This window comes from Holdemania sp. 1001302B_160321_E10 (assembly GCF_015552275.1).
GTDB lineage: Bacteria > Bacillota_I > Bacilli_A > Erysipelotrichales > Erysipelotrichaceae > Holdemania.
The window spans coordinates 92,795-108,749 of record NZ_JADNEM010000007.1; the positions used below are offsets into that span (position 1 = coordinate 92,795).

Consider the following 15,955-nt stretch of genomic DNA (forward strand, 5'->3'; position numbering starts at 1 on the left):
ACGTCAGAAAAAACGCCGGGTTTCGCCGGCGTTTTATTATAATAAATAAGGAAGGTTAGACTTAAAGCACGGCGGCGAACAGGTCGTTGAGACCTTCGCTCATCGTCGGATGAGTGTAAATGCCATCGCGCAGAACGGGATACGGAAGTTTGGCGTCCATCGCCAGCTTGATCAGATTGATCATTTCATGCGATTCCTCACAGAAGAAGTGCGCACCGAGTATCTGATCGGTTTTCGCGTCGATAATTACTTTTAACAGGCCGTCGGTTTTGCGTAATACCTGCGCCTTCGGAATGGCAGCGGCCGGAATTCTGGCAATTTTAAGATCATAGCCGGCGCTTCGGGCTTCTTCTTCGCTCAAACCGACACGGGAGAACGGCGGATCCATAAAGACGCTGTAAGGCACCGCACCGCGATTGGCGGTGGTGCGCGGTCCCGAATTCAGAGCGTCGCGGACGATCCGTGAATCATCCAGCGAGATATAGGTGAATTGCAGACCCCCAGTGACGTCGCCCATCGCCCAGATATGATCGACCGAGGTCTTCAGTTGTTCGTTGACGGCGATTGCGCCGCGGGAAGTCAGGGCGATCCCCGCCGCTTCCGGATGCAGATTGTCCAGCTGCGGACGCCGGCCTGTCGCGACTAACAGTGCGTCGCAGCGCAGTTCTGAATCCATTTCGTCCTGCTTTAAAATCAGGACGGTTTCCGCAGCTTCATCCCGCACTTCCTTTAACGCCGTATTGCGCATTAGCCGCACGCCCCGGCGGGCCAGGCTCGTTTCCACCGCATCCGCGATCTCAAGATCCTCACGCGGCAGAAACCGCTGATTTGGCTGCAGGATGGTGACCTGAGATCCAAAATTTGCAAACATCGAAGCGAATTCCAGTCCGATGTAGCCGCCTCCCAAAATGACCAGCCGCCGCGGCAGCGTTTCCAATTCCATGATGCTTTCGCTGAGATAAACCCGCGGACTCTGCTTCAATCCGGGAATGTCCGGGACAAACGGCTTCGCTCCGGTATTGATGAAAATGCGGTGAGCTTCAAGAATTTCCGGGCCTTCTTTTGTCAAAACCTGGACGTGATGATCATCGAGAAAGGACGCTTCTCCATCCATCACTTCGACGCCGGAGGAAACAAGCTTGTCATAATTTTTCTTCCGCAGCATTGCGGTCAGGCGGCGTTTTTCCTCGATTGCCTGCCGGAAATGAAGCTGCCGGGCAGCGTCATCCCCACCTTGAATCGCAGACTGGCGGGCGCTGTTTTCTAAGGATTTGGTTGGCAGGCAGGCGACGTTGATGCATGTGCCGCCATACATTAACGGTGATTTTTCAACCAGCGCTGTGCGCTGGCCGGCTTTCGCCAGGCTGGCAGCCAGCGTTTTTCCCCCTTTGCCGAAGCCGATGATCAGATTATCGTATGTTTTCATGAATGGGTTCCTCCTTTTTATTCATGATGATCTGTTCCGGCTGCGTGACAAAGAGATCCTGAAGCAGATCCCACAGCGTCAGCCGATCCAGACTTTCCAGACATTGTTCGTTTAACTGGCGGTAGATTTTATCCATTTCCCGCGCCATGCCGGAGGCGACCAGACAGCTCATTTCGGGATCGCCGCTTTGCCACCGGCTTTCCACCAACGCGGCGTGCAGCGCGTCGGCAATCTGGCGCAGCGTAATTTCCTGAGGCTTGCGGCACAGGCGGTAGCCGCCCTCGCTGCCTTCTTGGGAGATCGCGATCCCGGCCCGGCACAAGGCAGCCATGATCTTGCGGACCCGCACTGGATGGGTGCAGATGTTGACAGCCAGTTCCTCGCTGGACTGCGGGGCGTTTTTATGCGCCAGATACACCGCGGCGTGAATCGCGACGGTCAGCTCGCTGGTCATTTCTGCCCCTTGCGAACCGTTTCGTAAGGCCATTGAAGCAGCCCGCCGAAATCATAGACATGGTTGTAGCCGAGCTGGACCAGTTTGTTTGCGGCCTGCGCGCTGCGATGACCTGACCGGCAATACACCAGCAGCACGGCGTCCTCATCGCTCAAAGTGACCAGCGCGGTGTGTGCGATCGTTTCGTTGGGCAGATTGATCGCTCCGGGAATATGACCCTGGGCAAACTCCTGTGGCTGGCGTACGTCGAGGATCGTAACCGTTTCGCTCTCCATTTTCTGTTTCGCCTGCGCAGGCGTCAGCCTGATGGGTTGTTTCTTCATCGTTTTGTTGAAGAAGCGGGAAAAGAATGGCAACATGAGTTCCTCCGAAAGAACGAAATGTTCTTTTGATACTGTAATCATAATAGTTACAGTTTATTCTGTCAACATGAACACTCTCTGAAAAGCAGAAAAACACATAAATTCATGATAAGATAGAAAAAATCAACTTTTCTTGAGAAAACAGTTGACACTCCCGTTAAGGGAGGATCTATGCTTTGTTTGCGGAGGAGGAAACAAGATGCTGAAAATAGGAGATTTTTCAAAAATGGGAAAGACGACGGTCAAAACACTGCGGTATTATGATTCGATCGGTCTGCTGCGGCCGAAGCAGATCGACGAGGAGACTGGATACCGCTGGTATTCGACGGAACAGCTGATCGCATTGGCTCAGATTCAGCAATGGCGGCAGCTGGGACTTGGCGTGGCGCTGATCCGCAGGATTCTGCATGGCGAAGTGAGTGAAAACGACGCTCTGAGCCAGCGCCGCCGTCAGATCGCCGCCGATCTTGATTCGCTGCAGCATCAGTTTCGCCGCATTGAACGCGTCTTAACGACAGGCGCAAAGGAGAGCGTTATGAAAATCAATGTTATCGTCAAAGAACTGCCGGAATGCATCGTGATGGCCCGCAAGGTGGCCCTGCCCGCGTATCGTGATCTGCTTGGCGAGATCCCGGCGACGGGAGCGAAGGTTGCCTCACGGTATCCGGATCTGAAATGCACACAGCCGGAATATTGCTTCGTAAAAGAACTGGATGGCGAATACCGGGAAAAGGACATTCACGCCGAGATCTGTCAGGCGGTTGAAGTGATGAAGCCGGATTTCGACGACGTCCAGTTCCGCAAAGAACCGGCGGTGGAAGCGGCCTGCGCGTTGTTTAAAGGCGGCTATGAAGGCTTCAGCGAGGTTTATGCCGCTTTGATGCAGTGGGTGGAGGACAATCACGCCGAAATCATCGGTGAACCACGCGAGAGCTATATCGACGGTATCTGGAATCAGGACTCGGAAGAAGACTGGCTGACAGAAGTTCAGATCCCGATCCGCCGGGGCTGAAAGAGTCTGTTCAATGCTGTTTGCTGAACACTGCTGAAAGGGACAGGAAACAATTCGATCAAGGCTTGAAATGCGAGAAACATCAGGAAGGGAAAGCAAACTTTCTGATGTTTTTTTTGCTGATCAAAAGGGTTCTCGCTGATCTTTTCATCAAGCCGTGAAAGCTGGGAGAGTTTGGGTTCTTATTTGAATACCGACAAAGATAAAATAGGCAGGATGAAGGGAGAGATCACATTTCATCCTGTCTGCTTCGTGTTGGGAAATTCCAGGTTTGCCCTGAATGGAGTAAGCACCCGGGGTTGTTTCAACGTCTTTTTTCTTCGCTAAGAACATACAGTGATAACGAAGGTGAGAAGCGTGAAAACAAAAACAAAATGTCGGTTGGGGATTTGTCTTTTCATTTTAATAGCGGCCTGTGTTCTGATCGGTCAGTCGTGGCAGCGGGAAAGTCAGCGGCGGCGTCTGCCGGAAGCGATGCGTCAGACGATTGAGGAAAATCATCGCATCGGAAAGATGAAACAGAAGATCAAGGTGACTGGCCAGCGGGCGATCGCGGTGTACTATCCGCATTTAAACAGCGCGGAGATCGACGCGAATATCGAAGCGGCCGTCAACGAAGCAATCGCAAGATTTGAACAGGAAAATCAGGGTGTCGAAGGGTTGTGTACCTTATATGCCGATTATGAATCCTATGAGCTGAACGAACGGTACGGCTCAGTGCAGATCAGCTTTGAGCGGACCGGCGCCATCAACATGAAAGAAGTCCGGGCCTGGACCTTCGATCTGCAGCAGGATCGGCTGATTCGTTTCAGCGATCTGTTTTCAGCGGACGGTATGAAGCATCTGGCTTTTTTAATGCGCAGCTTCTTGACAACACTGGTGCCGGAAACGACCAATCCGGATTATGAAGTCGATGAGAACGTGCTGATTGATAACAAGGCGGAATTGTTTCTGAACGAAGACGAACTGCGCGTCGTCCTGCCGCCGCAGACATTACCTGCTCAGAGCGAGGAGCTGATCGCGGTGATTCCGCTGAATAAAGTCATCGGCTACGTCGATGAGGATACGCGCAATCTGCTGGGGCTGCAGGCCCGGGGCCGGATCATCGACCCGACTCGGCCGATGGTTGCGATGACCTATGACGATGGACCGAACCGACAGGTGACGCCGGTGATTCTGGACGCGCTGCAGGAACATGACGGCGCGGCAACTTTCTTCGTGCTGGGCAGCCGGGTCGCAAATCACAAGGATATCGTCGCGCGGATGCTTGCGGAAGGCAGCGAAGTCGGCAACCATACGTTCGGGCATGTCGATCTGACCAAGCAGAGCAGCCAGGGCATACTCGATCAATTCAGCGCGACCTGGGATGCGATCGGGGAGGCGGGATATCTGGAGCAGCAGGAACTGTTAGTTCGTCCAACCTATGGAGCATATAACGATATGCTGAAGAAAACCTCGCCGTATCCGCTGATCCTGTGGTCGATTGACACGCGCGACTGGGCGCATCAGAATGCCGATAAATCAGTGGATGTGGTCATGCGCGAGGTTCAGGACGGCGATATCATCCTGATGCATGATATGTATGAGCCGACGGCCCAGGCCAGCGTCCGGGTGATCGAATGGCTGAGTGAGAAAGGGTATCAGCTGGTGACCGTCAGCGAATTGTTTGAAGCCCGCGGAATCCAGCTGGAGCCCGGGAAAACCTATAATTGCGCGTATCCGCACGCGGACCGTTGAGCGGCGTCAGAATAAAAATGAAACCGGAATCGAAAAAGATTCTGGTTTTTTCCACGCTGATTGATTATCATAATGAGAGAGACAACAGGAGGCGGATTTATGGAAATCAATTCCCCGATGAATGAGAAAGTAAAAAACTGGGCGAAGCTCCAGCGGAAAAAATATCGTGATCAGACAGGTCAGTTTCTGATCGAGGGCGAACATCTGATCGGCGAGGCTCTGAAAGCAGGCGTGGTTGAACTGCTGTTGGTCGAAGCTGGCCGGACAAATCCGTTTCATCAGGAAAAGGAAGCGATCGTCTGCAGCGAGAGCGTCATGCGCAAGCTCAGCGCCAATGTGTCCGGCGCCTGGCTGATCGCCGTCTGTGCGCAGAAGGTCAGCCGGAAATCGAGGAATTCGCGGATTGTGGCGCTGGATGGGGTGCAGGATCCCGGCAACGTCGGAACGATCATCCGCACGGCGGTGGCGTTTGGTTTCGATCAGGTGCTGCTTTCGCCCGACTGCGCCGATGTCTACAATGAAAAATGCGTGCGCTCCACCCAGGGCGCGCTGTTTCACATCGCAATTTCGCGGACTGAACTGATCCCGACGCTGAGGTCGCTGAAGGAAAAAGGGGTTATGGTGATCGCGACGGCGCTGCATGAAGCCCAGCCCCTGAGCGAACTGCCGATCGTTGAAAACGTGGCCCTGGTGCTGGGCAATGAAGGACAGGGAATCCGGCCGGCGACGCTGGAAATCTGCGATCAGCGGGCGTTTATCGAAATGTCCAGCTTTGAATCGCTGAACGTCGCGGTCGCGGCGGGCATCTGCCTGTATCGCTACCGGAGGCGCGGATGATCCGCCATGGCTTATTTGCCAGGCGCCGCAGAAAACGGGTTCTGATCGCGATTCATGGCTTCGGCCGGCGCAAGCAGGAAGATTTTCACTACCTGAAAACGATGTGCGAGACGGATTCCAGACTGGAATATCGCTGTTTTGATCTGTACGACGAAGATAAAAATGACAAGGAATGGCTGATCTGGGTGGCGCGCGCCAACCAGGAGGTCACGGCCTATCTGGAAAAAGGATATGAGGTGACGCTGCTGGGGTTTTCGATGGGCGGGGTGATCGCCGCGTTTCTGGCTTCATTTCTGGCGGTGGATAAACTCGTGCTGGTTGCGCCGGCATTTGAGTATATGAATCTGGAAACAGTCAGCCGGCTGATTCCCAAATATGCCGCGATTTTGAAGCACAGCGAATCGCAGTTCAAGGCGTATATGGAGGAGCGGTTGTTGGAATATGAGTATTTCCCGCAGTTTTTTGAGCTGGTGAAAAAGCTGAAGCCGGCCGTGAAAAAGGTGAGCTGTCCGACATTGATTTTGCAGGGGCTGCAGGATGAATTTGTGCCGCTGTCGTCTTCGCAATACGCCTATCATCAAATTCAAAGCGAGCGCAAACAGCTCGTCTGCTTTGAGGCCTGCGGTCATGAGCTGTTGGAAAACGAGGGCTGCCGCGAGGACGCGTTCAGTCTGATCCGGCAGTTTATCGACGATCGCTGGGGTCAGGCGTCCGCAAAACCGCATTCCCGTTCGTAATTTGGACAAAGAAAGCCGGACGTTCCGCATGAAATGCGGTATAATAGAAGAAATCAGGGAGAAAAACATGCGGAAAGAGAAGTTCAGCGCCGGCTTGGCGAAAATGGAATCCTGCCGACTGATCCGCGCGGTCAGGGCGGGATTGACGATCGCGATTCCGATTTTAATGATCGGGTCCTTTTCGTTATTGATTCGAACGTTTGCGGGTTATTTTCCTGCGCTGGCTTTTATCGAAGAACTGGCGGAACTGCTTTATCAATGTACCTTCGGCATTCTGTCGGTGCTGCTGACAGGGTGTCTGGCCTGGGGCGCGCTGCAGACCGAGGAGAAACCGCTGGCCGGGGATTGGATCGTTCCGCCGGCGGCCGTCATGGTGTTCATCATTCTCAACGGCGGCCTCAAGCTGGAATCGGCGGGAGCGGTCGGAACGTTTACCGCGGTGTGCGCGGCATTCTTTACAAGCTTTACGTATTGCGGGCTGCGGCGGAAGCTGCCGGACGAGCATTTCTTTACCCCCGGCGCGGATTACAATTTCAATCAGGCGCTGACGGCGATTCTGCCGATGCTGGCGGTGCTGCTGGGGGCGGCGGTGTTCAACGAGGGAATCCGGCTGGTGTTCCATATTGAAAGTTTCCAGGAAGTGTTCGTGCTGTTGTCCAATACGTTGTTCCGGCACATGGGACGGGGACTGGTCAGTTCGGCGCTGTTTGTGTTTTTGTCTTCCGTGCTGTGGCTTTTGGGAATCCATGGCGCCAACGTTCTGGAGAATGTTTCACGTTCCCTGTTTCAGGAGGGAATGCAGATCAACGTTGCCGCGGCGGCGGCCGGAATGGCGCCGACGGAGATCTTTACCAAGACATTTCTGGATAATTTTGTATTCATCGGCGGCTGCGGGACATTGATCTGTCTGCTGATCGCGCTGATGTTGTTCAGCCGTCAGCGTGTCAGTCGGACGCTGGCAAAAACGGCGGTCATTCCGATGTTGTTCAATATCAATGAGCTGATGATTTTCGGCCTGCCGGTTGTGTTTAATCCGGTGTTTGTAATTCCGTTTTTACTGACTCCCTTAGTCTGTCTGTTCACCTCGTCGCTGGCGATGGGAATGGGATGGGTTCCGGTGTGCGTGCAGGGCGTGGAATGGACGACGCCAGCGTTGATCAGCGGCTATCTGGCAACCCGATCGTGGACAGGAGCGCTGCTTCAGATTGTGAACATTGCGCTGGGCGTAGGAATTTACGCGCCGTTTGTGCTGCTTTACGATAAGATGCTGATCCGCCAGTCGCAGCAGCAGATGAGCGAGCTGATCGAAACGCTGGACGCCCAAATGGAGCAGGGCAAATCGGCGAATTTGATCGGAATGCATGGCGCCGTTGGCAATTTCGCAAAGCTGCTGGCGGCGGAGATTAACAACGATTTGCAGCAGAACCATATTGAAATGGGCTATCAGCCGCAGTTTGACGCGGAAAACCACTGCTTCGGCGTGGAAGCGCTGCTGCGGTACACTCATCCCCGCTATGGCAAGGTTCCCCCGCCGCTGATCATTGATCTGGTAAAGGAAACCGATCAGCTGCAGGCGCTGGAGATGGCGGTGTTCACGCAGGTGCTGCAGGCGGATTTCAGCGGGATCGACGCGGTGATTTCGATGAACGTCACCGTCGATACCTTGAAATCGGAGGTGTTCGCGGATTTTCTCCGGCAACATCCGGTGCCGAAAGGCCGGTATTGCATTGAGGTGACGGAGCAGAACACGCTGCTTCTGGACGAGGCGATGCGCCAGCGGCTGAAGGAGTTTAAAGATCTGGGCTATTCGCTGGCAGTCGATGATTTCTCAATGGGCAGTACGTCGCTGAAGTATTTGCAGAGCAGTCAGTTTGAGCTTGTCAAGCTGGATGGCAGCCTGGTGAAAAATGCCCGGGTGAACGCGAGCGGACGGCAGATCATCCAGTCAATTCTGTATCTGGCCCAGTCGATGAACTTCACGGTCATCGCGGAATATGTCGAAACTGCAGAACTGCGCGACTTGCTGAAAGAATTGGGCTGTACGCATTATCAGGGGTATTTATACAGTCCGGCGGTGCCGCTGAAACAGCTGCGGACGGTAATCCGGGAGATCGAAGCGCAGCGGTAAACTGAAAAACGCAAAGTTTGGGACAAGGCATGATTCTATCAAGCCTTGTCTTTTTTTGTTCAGCGGGACGAAATTTGGTGACAGGAACGCAAAATTGCCTCAAATTTCAAGCGGAACATGGAATAATTACGAATAAACTTGTTATATCATGTATTCATAATTGACATTTTTATATGACATGTTAGTATAAAGGTATAACAAGATGCGCAGCTTGCTTGACGAAAGAAGAGGTGATCCGTTTGAAAATGCTCGACGCTCATTCTCATCTGGGGACAACCAGCTCTGGCGATCCTCATGACGTTCATCAGCTCGTAAAGGACATGCTCAGCCATGGCATCACGCAAACCGGTATCAGCAGTCTGTCCGGTACCGATAATCGCCGCCAGAACGACCTTGTCTATGAAGCCATGCAGTTGTATCCAGAACAGATTCGGGGTTATGCGTTCATCAATCCCAAGGCGCCCGATGTCCATCAGGAAATTGATCTGGATCTGGGGCAGCGGCACATGGTCGGCGTGAAATTTCATCCCTGGAAACATGGGTATTATTCTGATAATACGCCGCAGCTGCAGGAGGTCCTCGCGCATATTTTTGAATATCCGGTTCAGGTCCAGGTTCATGTCGGAACCAGTCCGCTGTGCACCCCGTTTGCCTGGATCCGCTACGCGAAGATGTTTCCTGATCATCCGTTTGTTTTCACACACATGGGAAGCCGGGAGTTTGGTTATACCGTCGTTGAGGCGGTGCGCGATGTTCCCAATATTTACCTTGAAACATCCGTGCAATACCAGCGCGACGTGCTGCTTAAAGCTGCCCGCGAAATTGGATCCCGGCGGATCTTGTTCGGCGTTGACTGGCCATATAAGCCGATCGAAACCGAAGTCCGCAAAATCCAGCTGCTAGGTTTTTCGCAAACTGAACTGGAAGACGTTTATTACCGCAACATTGAAGAATTATGGCAGAAAGCGGAGGGATAAAGATGGAGATTACCGTGATTCGGATTGACGATCGGTTAATTCATGGACAAATCATTACAAAATGGATTGCGGAAGCGAGGGCGGAACAAATTCTGGTTGTAGACGAGAAGAGCGCCGCGGATCCAATGCTCCGGATGATTCTGGCGCTGGCGGTCCCGTCGGGGATTCATTTGGAAGTCCTGGCGCAGGAGGCTGCCCTGAAGCTGATCAATGAGGACACCTCCGCTCGGCGGACGCTGATGATTGTCCGCACGCCGCAGGCGATGCTGGACATGGTCCGGGCAGGATTGGATGTGAAAGCCCGGGAGATCATCTTGGGAAATATGAGCTTTGACGAGAAAAAAGCCGGAATCCGGCATGTTCTTGACTATCTGTATGTCAACGATCAGGATGTCGAAACGCTGAAAGCGCTGGCGGCGTCCTGCGCTAAAATGACCATTAAAGCCGTTCCAGAGGAACGGGGAAAAGAGCTTAAGATTCTGCAACAAAAATAAACAAACCGGAAAGGAGAACTTATGTTACTGAAAGCATTTTTAGTCTCGCTCGTCGTCTGGCTGGGATTTTTGGATAAAGCCTTTCTGTCGACTTTCATTTACCGGCCAATTTGTCTGGGGCCGATCGTCGGTCTGATTTTCAATAATCTGCCGATGGGATTGGAGGTCGGCGTCACGATTGAACTGATGTTTCTGGCAGTCGTCTATGTCGGGACCGCAGTTCCGCCGGATGAGGTGATCAGTGCGGGAATCGCTACGGCTCTGGCCTGTCTGTCCGGCAGCGCCGCGCTGGGAATTACGACGGCGATCCCGATTTCATTGTTAGGTCTGATCGGCCGTCAATTCCGGAACGCAACACTGCAGGAATTCACGACCCGTCAGGTAGAAAAAGCCGCAAAGAAAGCGGATGTCCGGGGGATTAAGATCTGGACGTCGCTGATGCCGGCGATCGTCAATTATATCTTATTCGGACTGCCGACGTTCATCGCCGTTTACTTCGGAGCGGAAGTCGTTCAGAATTTCCTGAACGTCATCCCGGCCTGGCTGACCAGCGGCGTGCGCGCCGGCGGCGGCATGTTGGGCGCCGTGGGCGTTGCGTTGTTGTTGGGGACGATTAAAAACAAGAGTTCCTGGCCTTATTTTGTTCTGGGCTTTATCATCGCGGCGTATCTGGGAATCAATATGATCGGGATGGCGGCGATTGCGCTAGTCTGCGTCGCCCTGAATTACTATGTGGAAAAAGAAGACGCGCCGCAGACCGTTTTGTCCTCCTCAGCGCAGGAAGGAGCGCCGAATCATCTGAGCAAAAAGACGCTGTGGAAAACCTACATGTATTCTCTGGCGATTGAAAGCGGCTGTTCCAATACAAAACAGGAAGCGCCGGGGATTGTCCAGGGCCTGATTCCGGTTATTGAAGAGGTCTATACCGATCCGAAGGACAAGGCGGAAGCCTATCAGCGGCATACGCAGCTGTTTCTGACGGAGGGCCGGATGGCGTCTTTCTGCATCGGGATTTCCGCCGCGATGGAAGAGCGGAATGCCCGCAGCCATGATATCGATCCGGAATCGATCAATCAGATTAAAGTGGCGCTGATGGGGCCGTTAGCCGGCATTGGCGATTCCCTCATCCATGGCACATTGCGGCCGATCATGGCCGGATTGGGCTGTTCGATGATCATGGCCAGTCATTACACCAGCGCCGCGGGAGCGGTTGTGTTTGTCCTGGTGATGACGCTTGTTCAGCTGTTAGTTCGCTATTTCGGTATTTTCAAAGGCTATCTGGGCGGCTTGAATTTAGTCGCGCGGCTGCAGATGGGCGGCATCCTGGATAAAATTACAAAATATGCCGGAATCGCCGCGTCGTTAATTTGCGGCGGTTTTATCTCCTCGCTGGTTTCGATCAATCTGGCGATTCAGTTTGCGGCGGGCGACGACGTGATCCAGCTTCAGGAAGTGCTCGACGGGTTAATGCCGAACTTGCTTCCGCTGCTTCTGACGCTGTTGATGGTCTGGTTAATGGGACGGAAGAAAGTGAACATGATCGTTTTGATGATCGCAGTCTTCCTGCTGGGAATTGCCGGGGTGGCTCTTGGCATTCTGGCTTAAGGAGGGGCGATTATGATTTTTGATTTTCATGCCCATTTGCGCAGAAATGCGCAGTCCCATCAATACGAGATTGAAGAACAACTGGAGGATATGCGGGCGAATCATATCGCTTACCGTGTTCTTTCCACTTTCGAAGGGGCGTCCATGGCGTCGGCCAACAATGCGGTGATCGCCCTGCATCAGCAATATCCGCAGATCATTCCCTGCGCCGTCATCAATCCGAAACAGGACGAAGCCGTTGCGGAAACCCGCCGGGTTTTGAGCAATCATCAGGTGAGGCTGATCGAAATGGATTCTCTGGAGTGCGGGTTCCTGCCGGAAAAGCTGGAATCCACGATCAATGCGATCCTGGACGTTTGCGCGCAGCATCAGGCGGTGGTCAAAATTTTTACCGGTTCCACACACCGCGGAGCGCCCGATCAGTGGCTGAAGTATTTCCGGCGCTTTCCGCAGCTGACATTTGTTCTGCTGCACATGGGGGCAGGCGATTTCCAATACGGAACGGTTGATCTGTGCCAAGAAGTTCCCAATCTGATGCTGGAGACATCGGTTGCCTGCGAAGCCCCGGCCCTGCAGAAAGCCTTGCGCGTGCTGGCGCCTGAGCGATTTCTGTTCGGCAGCGACTTCCCGGAGTATTTTACAGAACTGGAGGTCATGAAATTGAATTATTATGGATTAACGAAGACGCAGCTGCAAAACATCTATGCGGAAAATGCCCGCCGGCTGCTTCCGGATTTGTTTGAGGATGCGAAAGCGGTGAATGTATGCGGCTGATGGAAAAGGAAGCGATGCGGAACGCGCTGCCGGAAGCAGCCCGGCCGTTGTTTGACGATATCGTAGTCCCGCGGATACTGGGCGCTTCGGCGCATATCGACCGGATCAGTCAGATCGTCGGGGAGATCGGCCGGCAGGATTCCTCGCCGGCCGGCCTGATCCTGATCAACCAGCTGCTTGATTATTGCTGCGCGACCCGGGGCCAGTCCAGCTATGCGATCATCAACGCCGTCAGCGAGCTGAGCGCCCGGATCCAGACTCAGCTTCAGGCGGACTTTGAGGTCGGCCGCGCAGTGCAGGCGGCTGTGGAACAATTTCAGTCCGCCGGCCGCGCGCATCGTCAGGCAATTATTGCCACGGCTTCCGCAGTATTGAAAAACTGCCGGAAAATTCTGCTTTATGATTATTCCAGCACGGTGGATGCGGTGGTTCAGCAGCTGGCTTCCGATACGGAGATTGTCATCGCGGAGAGCCGGACGATCAGCGGCGGTCTTCCGTTTGTCAAAACCTGTGTTCAGACGCATCAGTCTGTTTCATTCATTCCGGATGCGGCGCTTTGCCAGGGGCTGAAGGGGTGCGACGCCGTGTTGATCGGCGCGGAAACCTTTTATCCCGACGGCACGGCCTTGAATACGGCGGGTTCGGAGATGGCTGCGCTGCTGGCGCATTGGCAGCATGTTCCATATTATGTGCTGACAACGGCTCAAAAGGCGGATATGAGGGCGCTGCAGGGCGGCGGCAAGGTGATCGAACCGAAAGATTTGCGCTTCAAAATGGCCGAAGGAATGGCGGAGGCGGACGCTGAACGTCTTGATTTCCATGTTCAGGGGTGCGTTCCGATTGCGCCGGAGTTCATCACTGCCTATATCACGGAACTGGGCGTGCTGCCGCCAGCGGCCTTGTTCAGCGCTTTATGGGCCTGGAAGCCGGAATATTTCAGAAGGAGGGAAGAAACGGAATGATGTCTGAACGATCGCGCATCCTGGCGATGCTGCAGCCGGAGGCCATGCCGGGAAGTTATTTGAATCAGGGCCGGCGTTTTCCGGAGATTGCTGCCAATTTGATGGCGGAAGCCCGGCAGCTGGCGGAGATTGGCTATGATGGTTTTATTTTGCAGAATATGCATGACGGTCCGCTGCGTCAACAGGCTCAGCCTCAGACGCTGACCTTTATGACGGCGCTGGCGGTAACCCTGCGGAAGACATTTCCCGATAAGCTTCTGGGAATTCTGGTAAACTGGGACGGCGTCGCTTCATTAGCGGTCGCGGAAGCGGCGCAGGCAGATTTTATCCGGGTCGAATATTTATATACCGGTCTCAGCGTCAGCTTATGCGGTCTGGTTGAAGGGCAATGTGCCGAGATTCTGGAATTGAAAAAAAAGCTGGGCAGCACGATGCCTGTGTATGCGGATGCGCAGGAAGTCAGCGGGCATTTTCTGGGAGCGCCGGATAAGATTGAAGAAGCGGTGCGGATCGTGCAGCGGGCCTATGCCGACGGCCTGTTTCTGAGCGGAAAGGATCAGCAGGAAAGTCTGGCGTTGCTTGAAAAGCTTCGTCCGAAGCTTCCGCAGACTCCGGTTATTCTCGGCGGCCGGGCAACCGGCGATAATATTTATGAATTGATGAAAGTTTATGACGGCGTGTCGGTCGCAACCTGGATAAAAGACGGCGATATGCGCAATCCTGTCAATCTGGACAAAGCGCGGTTCTTTTATAATGAAGCCCGCCGCGGCTGGCTGGCAAGGAAAAACCATGGGTAATGTTCTCTTGTGTACCCACAGCACCCTCGCTGAAGGGTTTGAGCGTGCGGTGATGATGATCGTCCGCGCCGCGCCGTCGCTGGAAATTCTCTGCTTTGAAGATGGCTGCAGTATTGAAACGCTGATGGAACAGATGCGGAAAAAAACAGAGCGGTTTCGTCAGGCGAACGAGACTTACTGCATCGTCACCGATCTGTTCGGCGCCTCTCCCTTTAACGCCGCGATGCAGGTCTGCGCGAAAGAGGCAGGTTTCGTTGTAACCGGCGTGAATCTGGCTCTGCTTCTGGAGCTGTTGACGCTGCCCGCATCCAAGATGACGCAGGAACGATTGAAAACGCTGATCGAGCAGGCGCAGGATCAAATTCGTTGTTATGATCCGGCAGCTCTGATGAAATCATCCGATTCAGTATAACGGAAATCAACCCCATCGACGGCTTGACGTGTTTAAGCCGCTGATGGGGTTTTTGTTTTGACCTCAGGTCTTTATAAAACGAAAAAGCTCCAACAGGAATACTGGAGCTTGAAGATTCGTCGCAAGCCCGTTTCTCAAGGGCGATCACGCCGGTTTCTCCGCGCGCTGCTTTCTCAACGATCTCGCTAACGTGTGTTATTTAAATGGACGACATATTTGTAATCGAGCGCCCGATAGCTGTTTTGCGAAAACTCAATCGGTTTGTTGTCCGCAGTGTAGGTAATCCGCTCCCGATACATAATCGGTTCATCTTCGCTGATGAATAGTTCCTGTTTCAGCTGGCGCGAGGCGATGCGGGCTTCTATGATTTCATCCGCGCAGCCGATCTGAATTCCCAGGGTTTCATATAACTCATAAAGCGAGGTATTTTCATCCAGATCTTCCGGTTTGATCAGGCAGCCGATCTGCGGGTGAATATACGTGTCATGAACGCCGATAATCCGGCCGTTCTTTAAACGCAGCCGTTTTAAAAAGTAAACCTCCCCGCCTAACGGAAGCTGAAGATATTCGCTGACCAGCGGATTGGCAGGCTCGGTTTTAAACTGCAGAATGATCGACGAGGGCCGGCCGCCGGATTTCTTAAGCGAAGTTGAAAAACCAACGACCTCGCCAAGGTTGCTGTAGGTTCTTAACGGCATCACTTTTGCCAGTTTTCCCCGTTTGCGGCTGATATAGCCGGCGTCTTCCAGATCTTTCAGCGATCGGCGGATAGTGATCCGGCTGACATTGAATTCTTTTTGAAAATCGAGTTCCGAAGGCAGACTTGAATTCTCAGGATATTGCCCTGTTTCTATCCGACTTAGGATAATCTCATAAATTTTCATGTATAAAGGCGCTTTTTTTTCCGACGCATTCCCATTGATTTCCGAGGTCATTCTATAAGATTCCTTCCGCATGGTAGATCAATTTTATTGGCCTCATTATACCATGGATAAAGTGGGTTTTCAATGTAGCCCGGCCGTTCTGACGCTGCGGAAAGTTACGGTGTCCGCGGGTTTTATGCGGCAAATTTTAAAATAAGCTTGAACGATGAACGAAAACAAAGTCTGACGGACTGCCTTGTTTTCTCAATCCGGTATACTTTTAAGCGTAAACAGAAAAATCCCGACCCGGCGAAGCGGCGCCGGAACGGGATTCAGGAAAGGCGGAACGTCTGAACTGAGGAACATCAGTTCCAACAG

At 53.3% G+C, this 15,955-nt stretch carries 16 protein-coding genes; 12 read left to right on the forward strand and 4 right to left on the reverse strand.

Features of this window, described 5'->3' with window-relative positions; genetic code table 11:
• Positions 1 to 61: 61 nt before the first annotated feature.
• From I2D94_RS05960 to I2D94_RS05970, 3 genes are read right to left on the reverse strand one after another with little or no spacing between them, the layout of a single operon-like run.
• Complete coding sequence (locus I2D94_RS05960) at positions 62 to 1,426, reverse strand: FAD-dependent oxidoreductase (protein WP_195395978.1); 1,365 nt, start codon at positions 1,424 to 1,426, stop codon at positions 62 to 64.
• Positions 1,410 to 1,913: an Rrf2 family transcriptional regulator gene (locus I2D94_RS05965; protein WP_229056775.1), complete on the reverse strand. Its 504-nt coding sequence runs from the start codon at positions 1,911 to 1,913 to the stop codon at positions 1,410 to 1,412. The genes I2D94_RS05960 and I2D94_RS05965 overlap by 17 nt, the downstream gene beginning before the upstream one ends.
• Entirely contained in the window at positions 1,877 to 2,239 is a 363-nt protein-coding gene (locus I2D94_RS05970; RefSeq protein WP_229056776.1) for a rhodanese-like domain-containing protein, read from the reverse strand. Before I2D94_RS05970 ends, I2D94_RS05965 begins: the two co-directional genes overlap by 37 nt.
• A gap of 202 nt (positions 2,240 to 2,441) precedes the next feature.
• Here I2D94_RS05970 and I2D94_RS05975 point away from each other — a divergent pair, with 202 nt between their 5' ends.
• The 12 genes from I2D94_RS05975 (at position 2,442) to I2D94_RS06030 (ending at position 14,714) form a co-directional block, all read left to right on the forward strand.
• Positions 2,442 to 3,254, forward strand: a complete 813-nt coding sequence (locus I2D94_RS05975; protein ID WP_195395980.1) for a MerR family transcriptional regulator — start codon at positions 2,442 to 2,444, stop codon at positions 3,252 to 3,254.
• Between the two features lie 357 nt (positions 3,255 to 3,611).
• Positions 3,612 to 4,991, forward strand: a complete 1,380-nt coding sequence (locus tag I2D94_RS18660) for a polysaccharide deacetylase family protein (RefSeq protein ID WP_195395981.1) — start codon at positions 3,612 to 3,614, stop codon at positions 4,989 to 4,991.
• 99 nt (positions 4,992 to 5,090) lie between these two features.
• Positions 5,091 to 5,828 (forward strand): RNA methyltransferase, encoded by a 738-nt coding sequence (locus I2D94_RS05985; RefSeq protein ID WP_195395982.1) that lies wholly within the window; start codon positions 5,091 to 5,093, stop codon positions 5,826 to 5,828.
• Complete coding sequence (locus tag I2D94_RS05990; RefSeq protein WP_195395983.1) at positions 5,825 to 6,565, forward strand: carboxylesterase; 741 nt, start codon at positions 5,825 to 5,827, stop codon at positions 6,563 to 6,565. Before I2D94_RS05985 ends, I2D94_RS05990 begins: the two co-directional genes overlap by 4 nt.
• Before the next feature lie 67 nt (positions 6,566 to 6,632).
• On the forward strand, positions 6,633 to 8,693 hold the full coding sequence (locus I2D94_RS05995) for a PTS sugar transporter subunit IIC/EAL domain-containing protein (protein WP_195395984.1): 2,061 nt from the start codon (positions 6,633 to 6,635) through the stop codon (positions 8,691 to 8,693).
• Positions 8,694 to 8,908: 215 nt separating this feature from the next.
• The gene (locus I2D94_RS06000) at positions 8,909 to 9,670 is read left to right on the forward strand and encodes an amidohydrolase family protein (protein WP_229056777.1); all 762 of its coding nucleotides are present in this window, start codon (positions 8,909 to 8,911) and stop codon (positions 9,668 to 9,670) included.
• 2 nt (positions 9,671 to 9,672) lie between these two features.
• Complete coding sequence (locus I2D94_RS06005; protein ID WP_195395985.1) at positions 9,673 to 10,164, forward strand: PTS sugar transporter subunit IIB; 492 nt, start codon at positions 9,673 to 9,675, stop codon at positions 10,162 to 10,164.
• A gap of 21 nt (positions 10,165 to 10,185) precedes the next feature.
• Positions 10,186 to 11,769, forward strand: a complete 1,584-nt coding sequence (locus I2D94_RS06010) for a PTS system mannose/fructose/sorbose family transporter subunit IID (protein WP_083538685.1) — start codon at positions 10,186 to 10,188, stop codon at positions 11,767 to 11,769.
• A gap of 12 nt (positions 11,770 to 11,781) precedes the next feature.
• Entirely contained in the window at positions 11,782 to 12,543 is a 762-nt protein-coding gene (locus tag I2D94_RS06015; protein ID WP_195395986.1) for an amidohydrolase family protein, read from the forward strand.
• Positions 12,534 to 13,505, forward strand: a complete 972-nt coding sequence (locus tag I2D94_RS06020) for a hypothetical protein (RefSeq protein ID WP_195395987.1) — start codon at positions 12,534 to 12,536, stop codon at positions 13,503 to 13,505. Before I2D94_RS06015 ends, I2D94_RS06020 begins: the two co-directional genes overlap by 10 nt.
• Positions 13,502 to 14,302 (forward strand): BtpA/SgcQ family protein, encoded by an 801-nt coding sequence (locus I2D94_RS06025; RefSeq protein ID WP_139248677.1) that lies wholly within the window; start codon positions 13,502 to 13,504, stop codon positions 14,300 to 14,302. Before I2D94_RS06020 ends, I2D94_RS06025 begins: the two co-directional genes overlap by 4 nt.
• The gene (locus I2D94_RS06030; protein WP_195395988.1) at positions 14,295 to 14,714 is read left to right on the forward strand and encodes a PTS sugar transporter subunit IIA; all 420 of its coding nucleotides are present in this window, start codon (positions 14,295 to 14,297) and stop codon (positions 14,712 to 14,714) included. The genes I2D94_RS06025 and I2D94_RS06030 overlap by 8 nt, the downstream gene beginning before the upstream one ends.
• Before the next feature lie 185 nt (positions 14,715 to 14,899).
• Here the strand turns inward: I2D94_RS06030 and I2D94_RS06035 are convergent, their stop codons facing one another.
• A complete protein-coding gene (locus I2D94_RS06035; RefSeq protein WP_229056778.1) occupies positions 14,900 to 15,598 on the reverse strand; it encodes a GntR family transcriptional regulator in 699 nt (232 codons plus the stop codon).
• Between the last annotated feature and the right edge of the window lie 357 nt (positions 15,599 to 15,955).

What these genes read in the sequence shown, in the direction of transcription:
- I2D94_RS05960 (WP_195395978.1), bottom strand. Translation starts at nt 1,426, where the DNA reads ATGAAAACATACGATAATCTGATCATCGGCTTCGGCAAAGGGGGAAAA.
- I2D94_RS05965 (WP_229056775.1), bottom strand. Translation starts at nt 1,913, where the DNA reads ATGGCCTTACGAAACGGTTCGCAAGGGGCAGAAATGACCAGCGAGCTG.
- I2D94_RS05970 (WP_229056776.1), bottom strand. Translation starts at nt 2,239, where the DNA reads ATGTTGCCATTCTTTTCCCGCTTCTTCAACAAAACGATGAAGAAACAA.
- I2D94_RS05975 (WP_195395980.1), top strand. Translation starts at nt 2,442, where the DNA reads ATGCTGAAAATAGGAGATTTTTCAAAAATGGGAAAGACGACGGTCAAA.
- I2D94_RS05985 (WP_195395982.1), top strand. Translation starts at nt 5,091, where the DNA reads ATGGAAATCAATTCCCCGATGAATGAGAAAGTAAAAAACTGGGCGAAG.
- I2D94_RS05990 (WP_195395983.1), top strand. Translation starts at nt 5,825, where the DNA reads ATGATCCGCCATGGCTTATTTGCCAGGCGCCGCAGAAAACGGGTTCTG.
- I2D94_RS05995 (WP_195395984.1), top strand. Translation starts at nt 6,633, where the DNA reads ATGCGGAAAGAGAAGTTCAGCGCCGGCTTGGCGAAAATGGAATCCTGC.
- I2D94_RS06005 (WP_195395985.1), top strand. Translation starts at nt 9,673, where the DNA reads ATGGAGATTACCGTGATTCGGATTGACGATCGGTTAATTCATGGACAA.
- I2D94_RS06010 (WP_083538685.1), top strand. Translation starts at nt 10,186, where the DNA reads ATGTTACTGAAAGCATTTTTAGTCTCGCTCGTCGTCTGGCTGGGATTT.
- I2D94_RS06015 (WP_195395986.1), top strand. Translation starts at nt 11,782, where the DNA reads ATGATTTTTGATTTTCATGCCCATTTGCGCAGAAATGCGCAGTCCCAT.
- I2D94_RS06020 (WP_195395987.1), top strand. Translation starts at nt 12,534, where the DNA reads ATGCGGCTGATGGAAAAGGAAGCGATGCGGAACGCGCTGCCGGAAGCA.
- I2D94_RS06025 (WP_139248677.1), top strand. Translation starts at nt 13,502, where the DNA reads ATGATGTCTGAACGATCGCGCATCCTGGCGATGCTGCAGCCGGAGGCC.
- I2D94_RS06030 (WP_195395988.1), top strand. Translation starts at nt 14,295, where the DNA reads ATGGGTAATGTTCTCTTGTGTACCCACAGCACCCTCGCTGAAGGGTTT.
- I2D94_RS06035 (WP_229056778.1), bottom strand. Translation starts at nt 15,598, where the DNA reads ATGAAAATTTATGAGATTATCCTAAGTCGGATAGAAACAGGGCAATAT.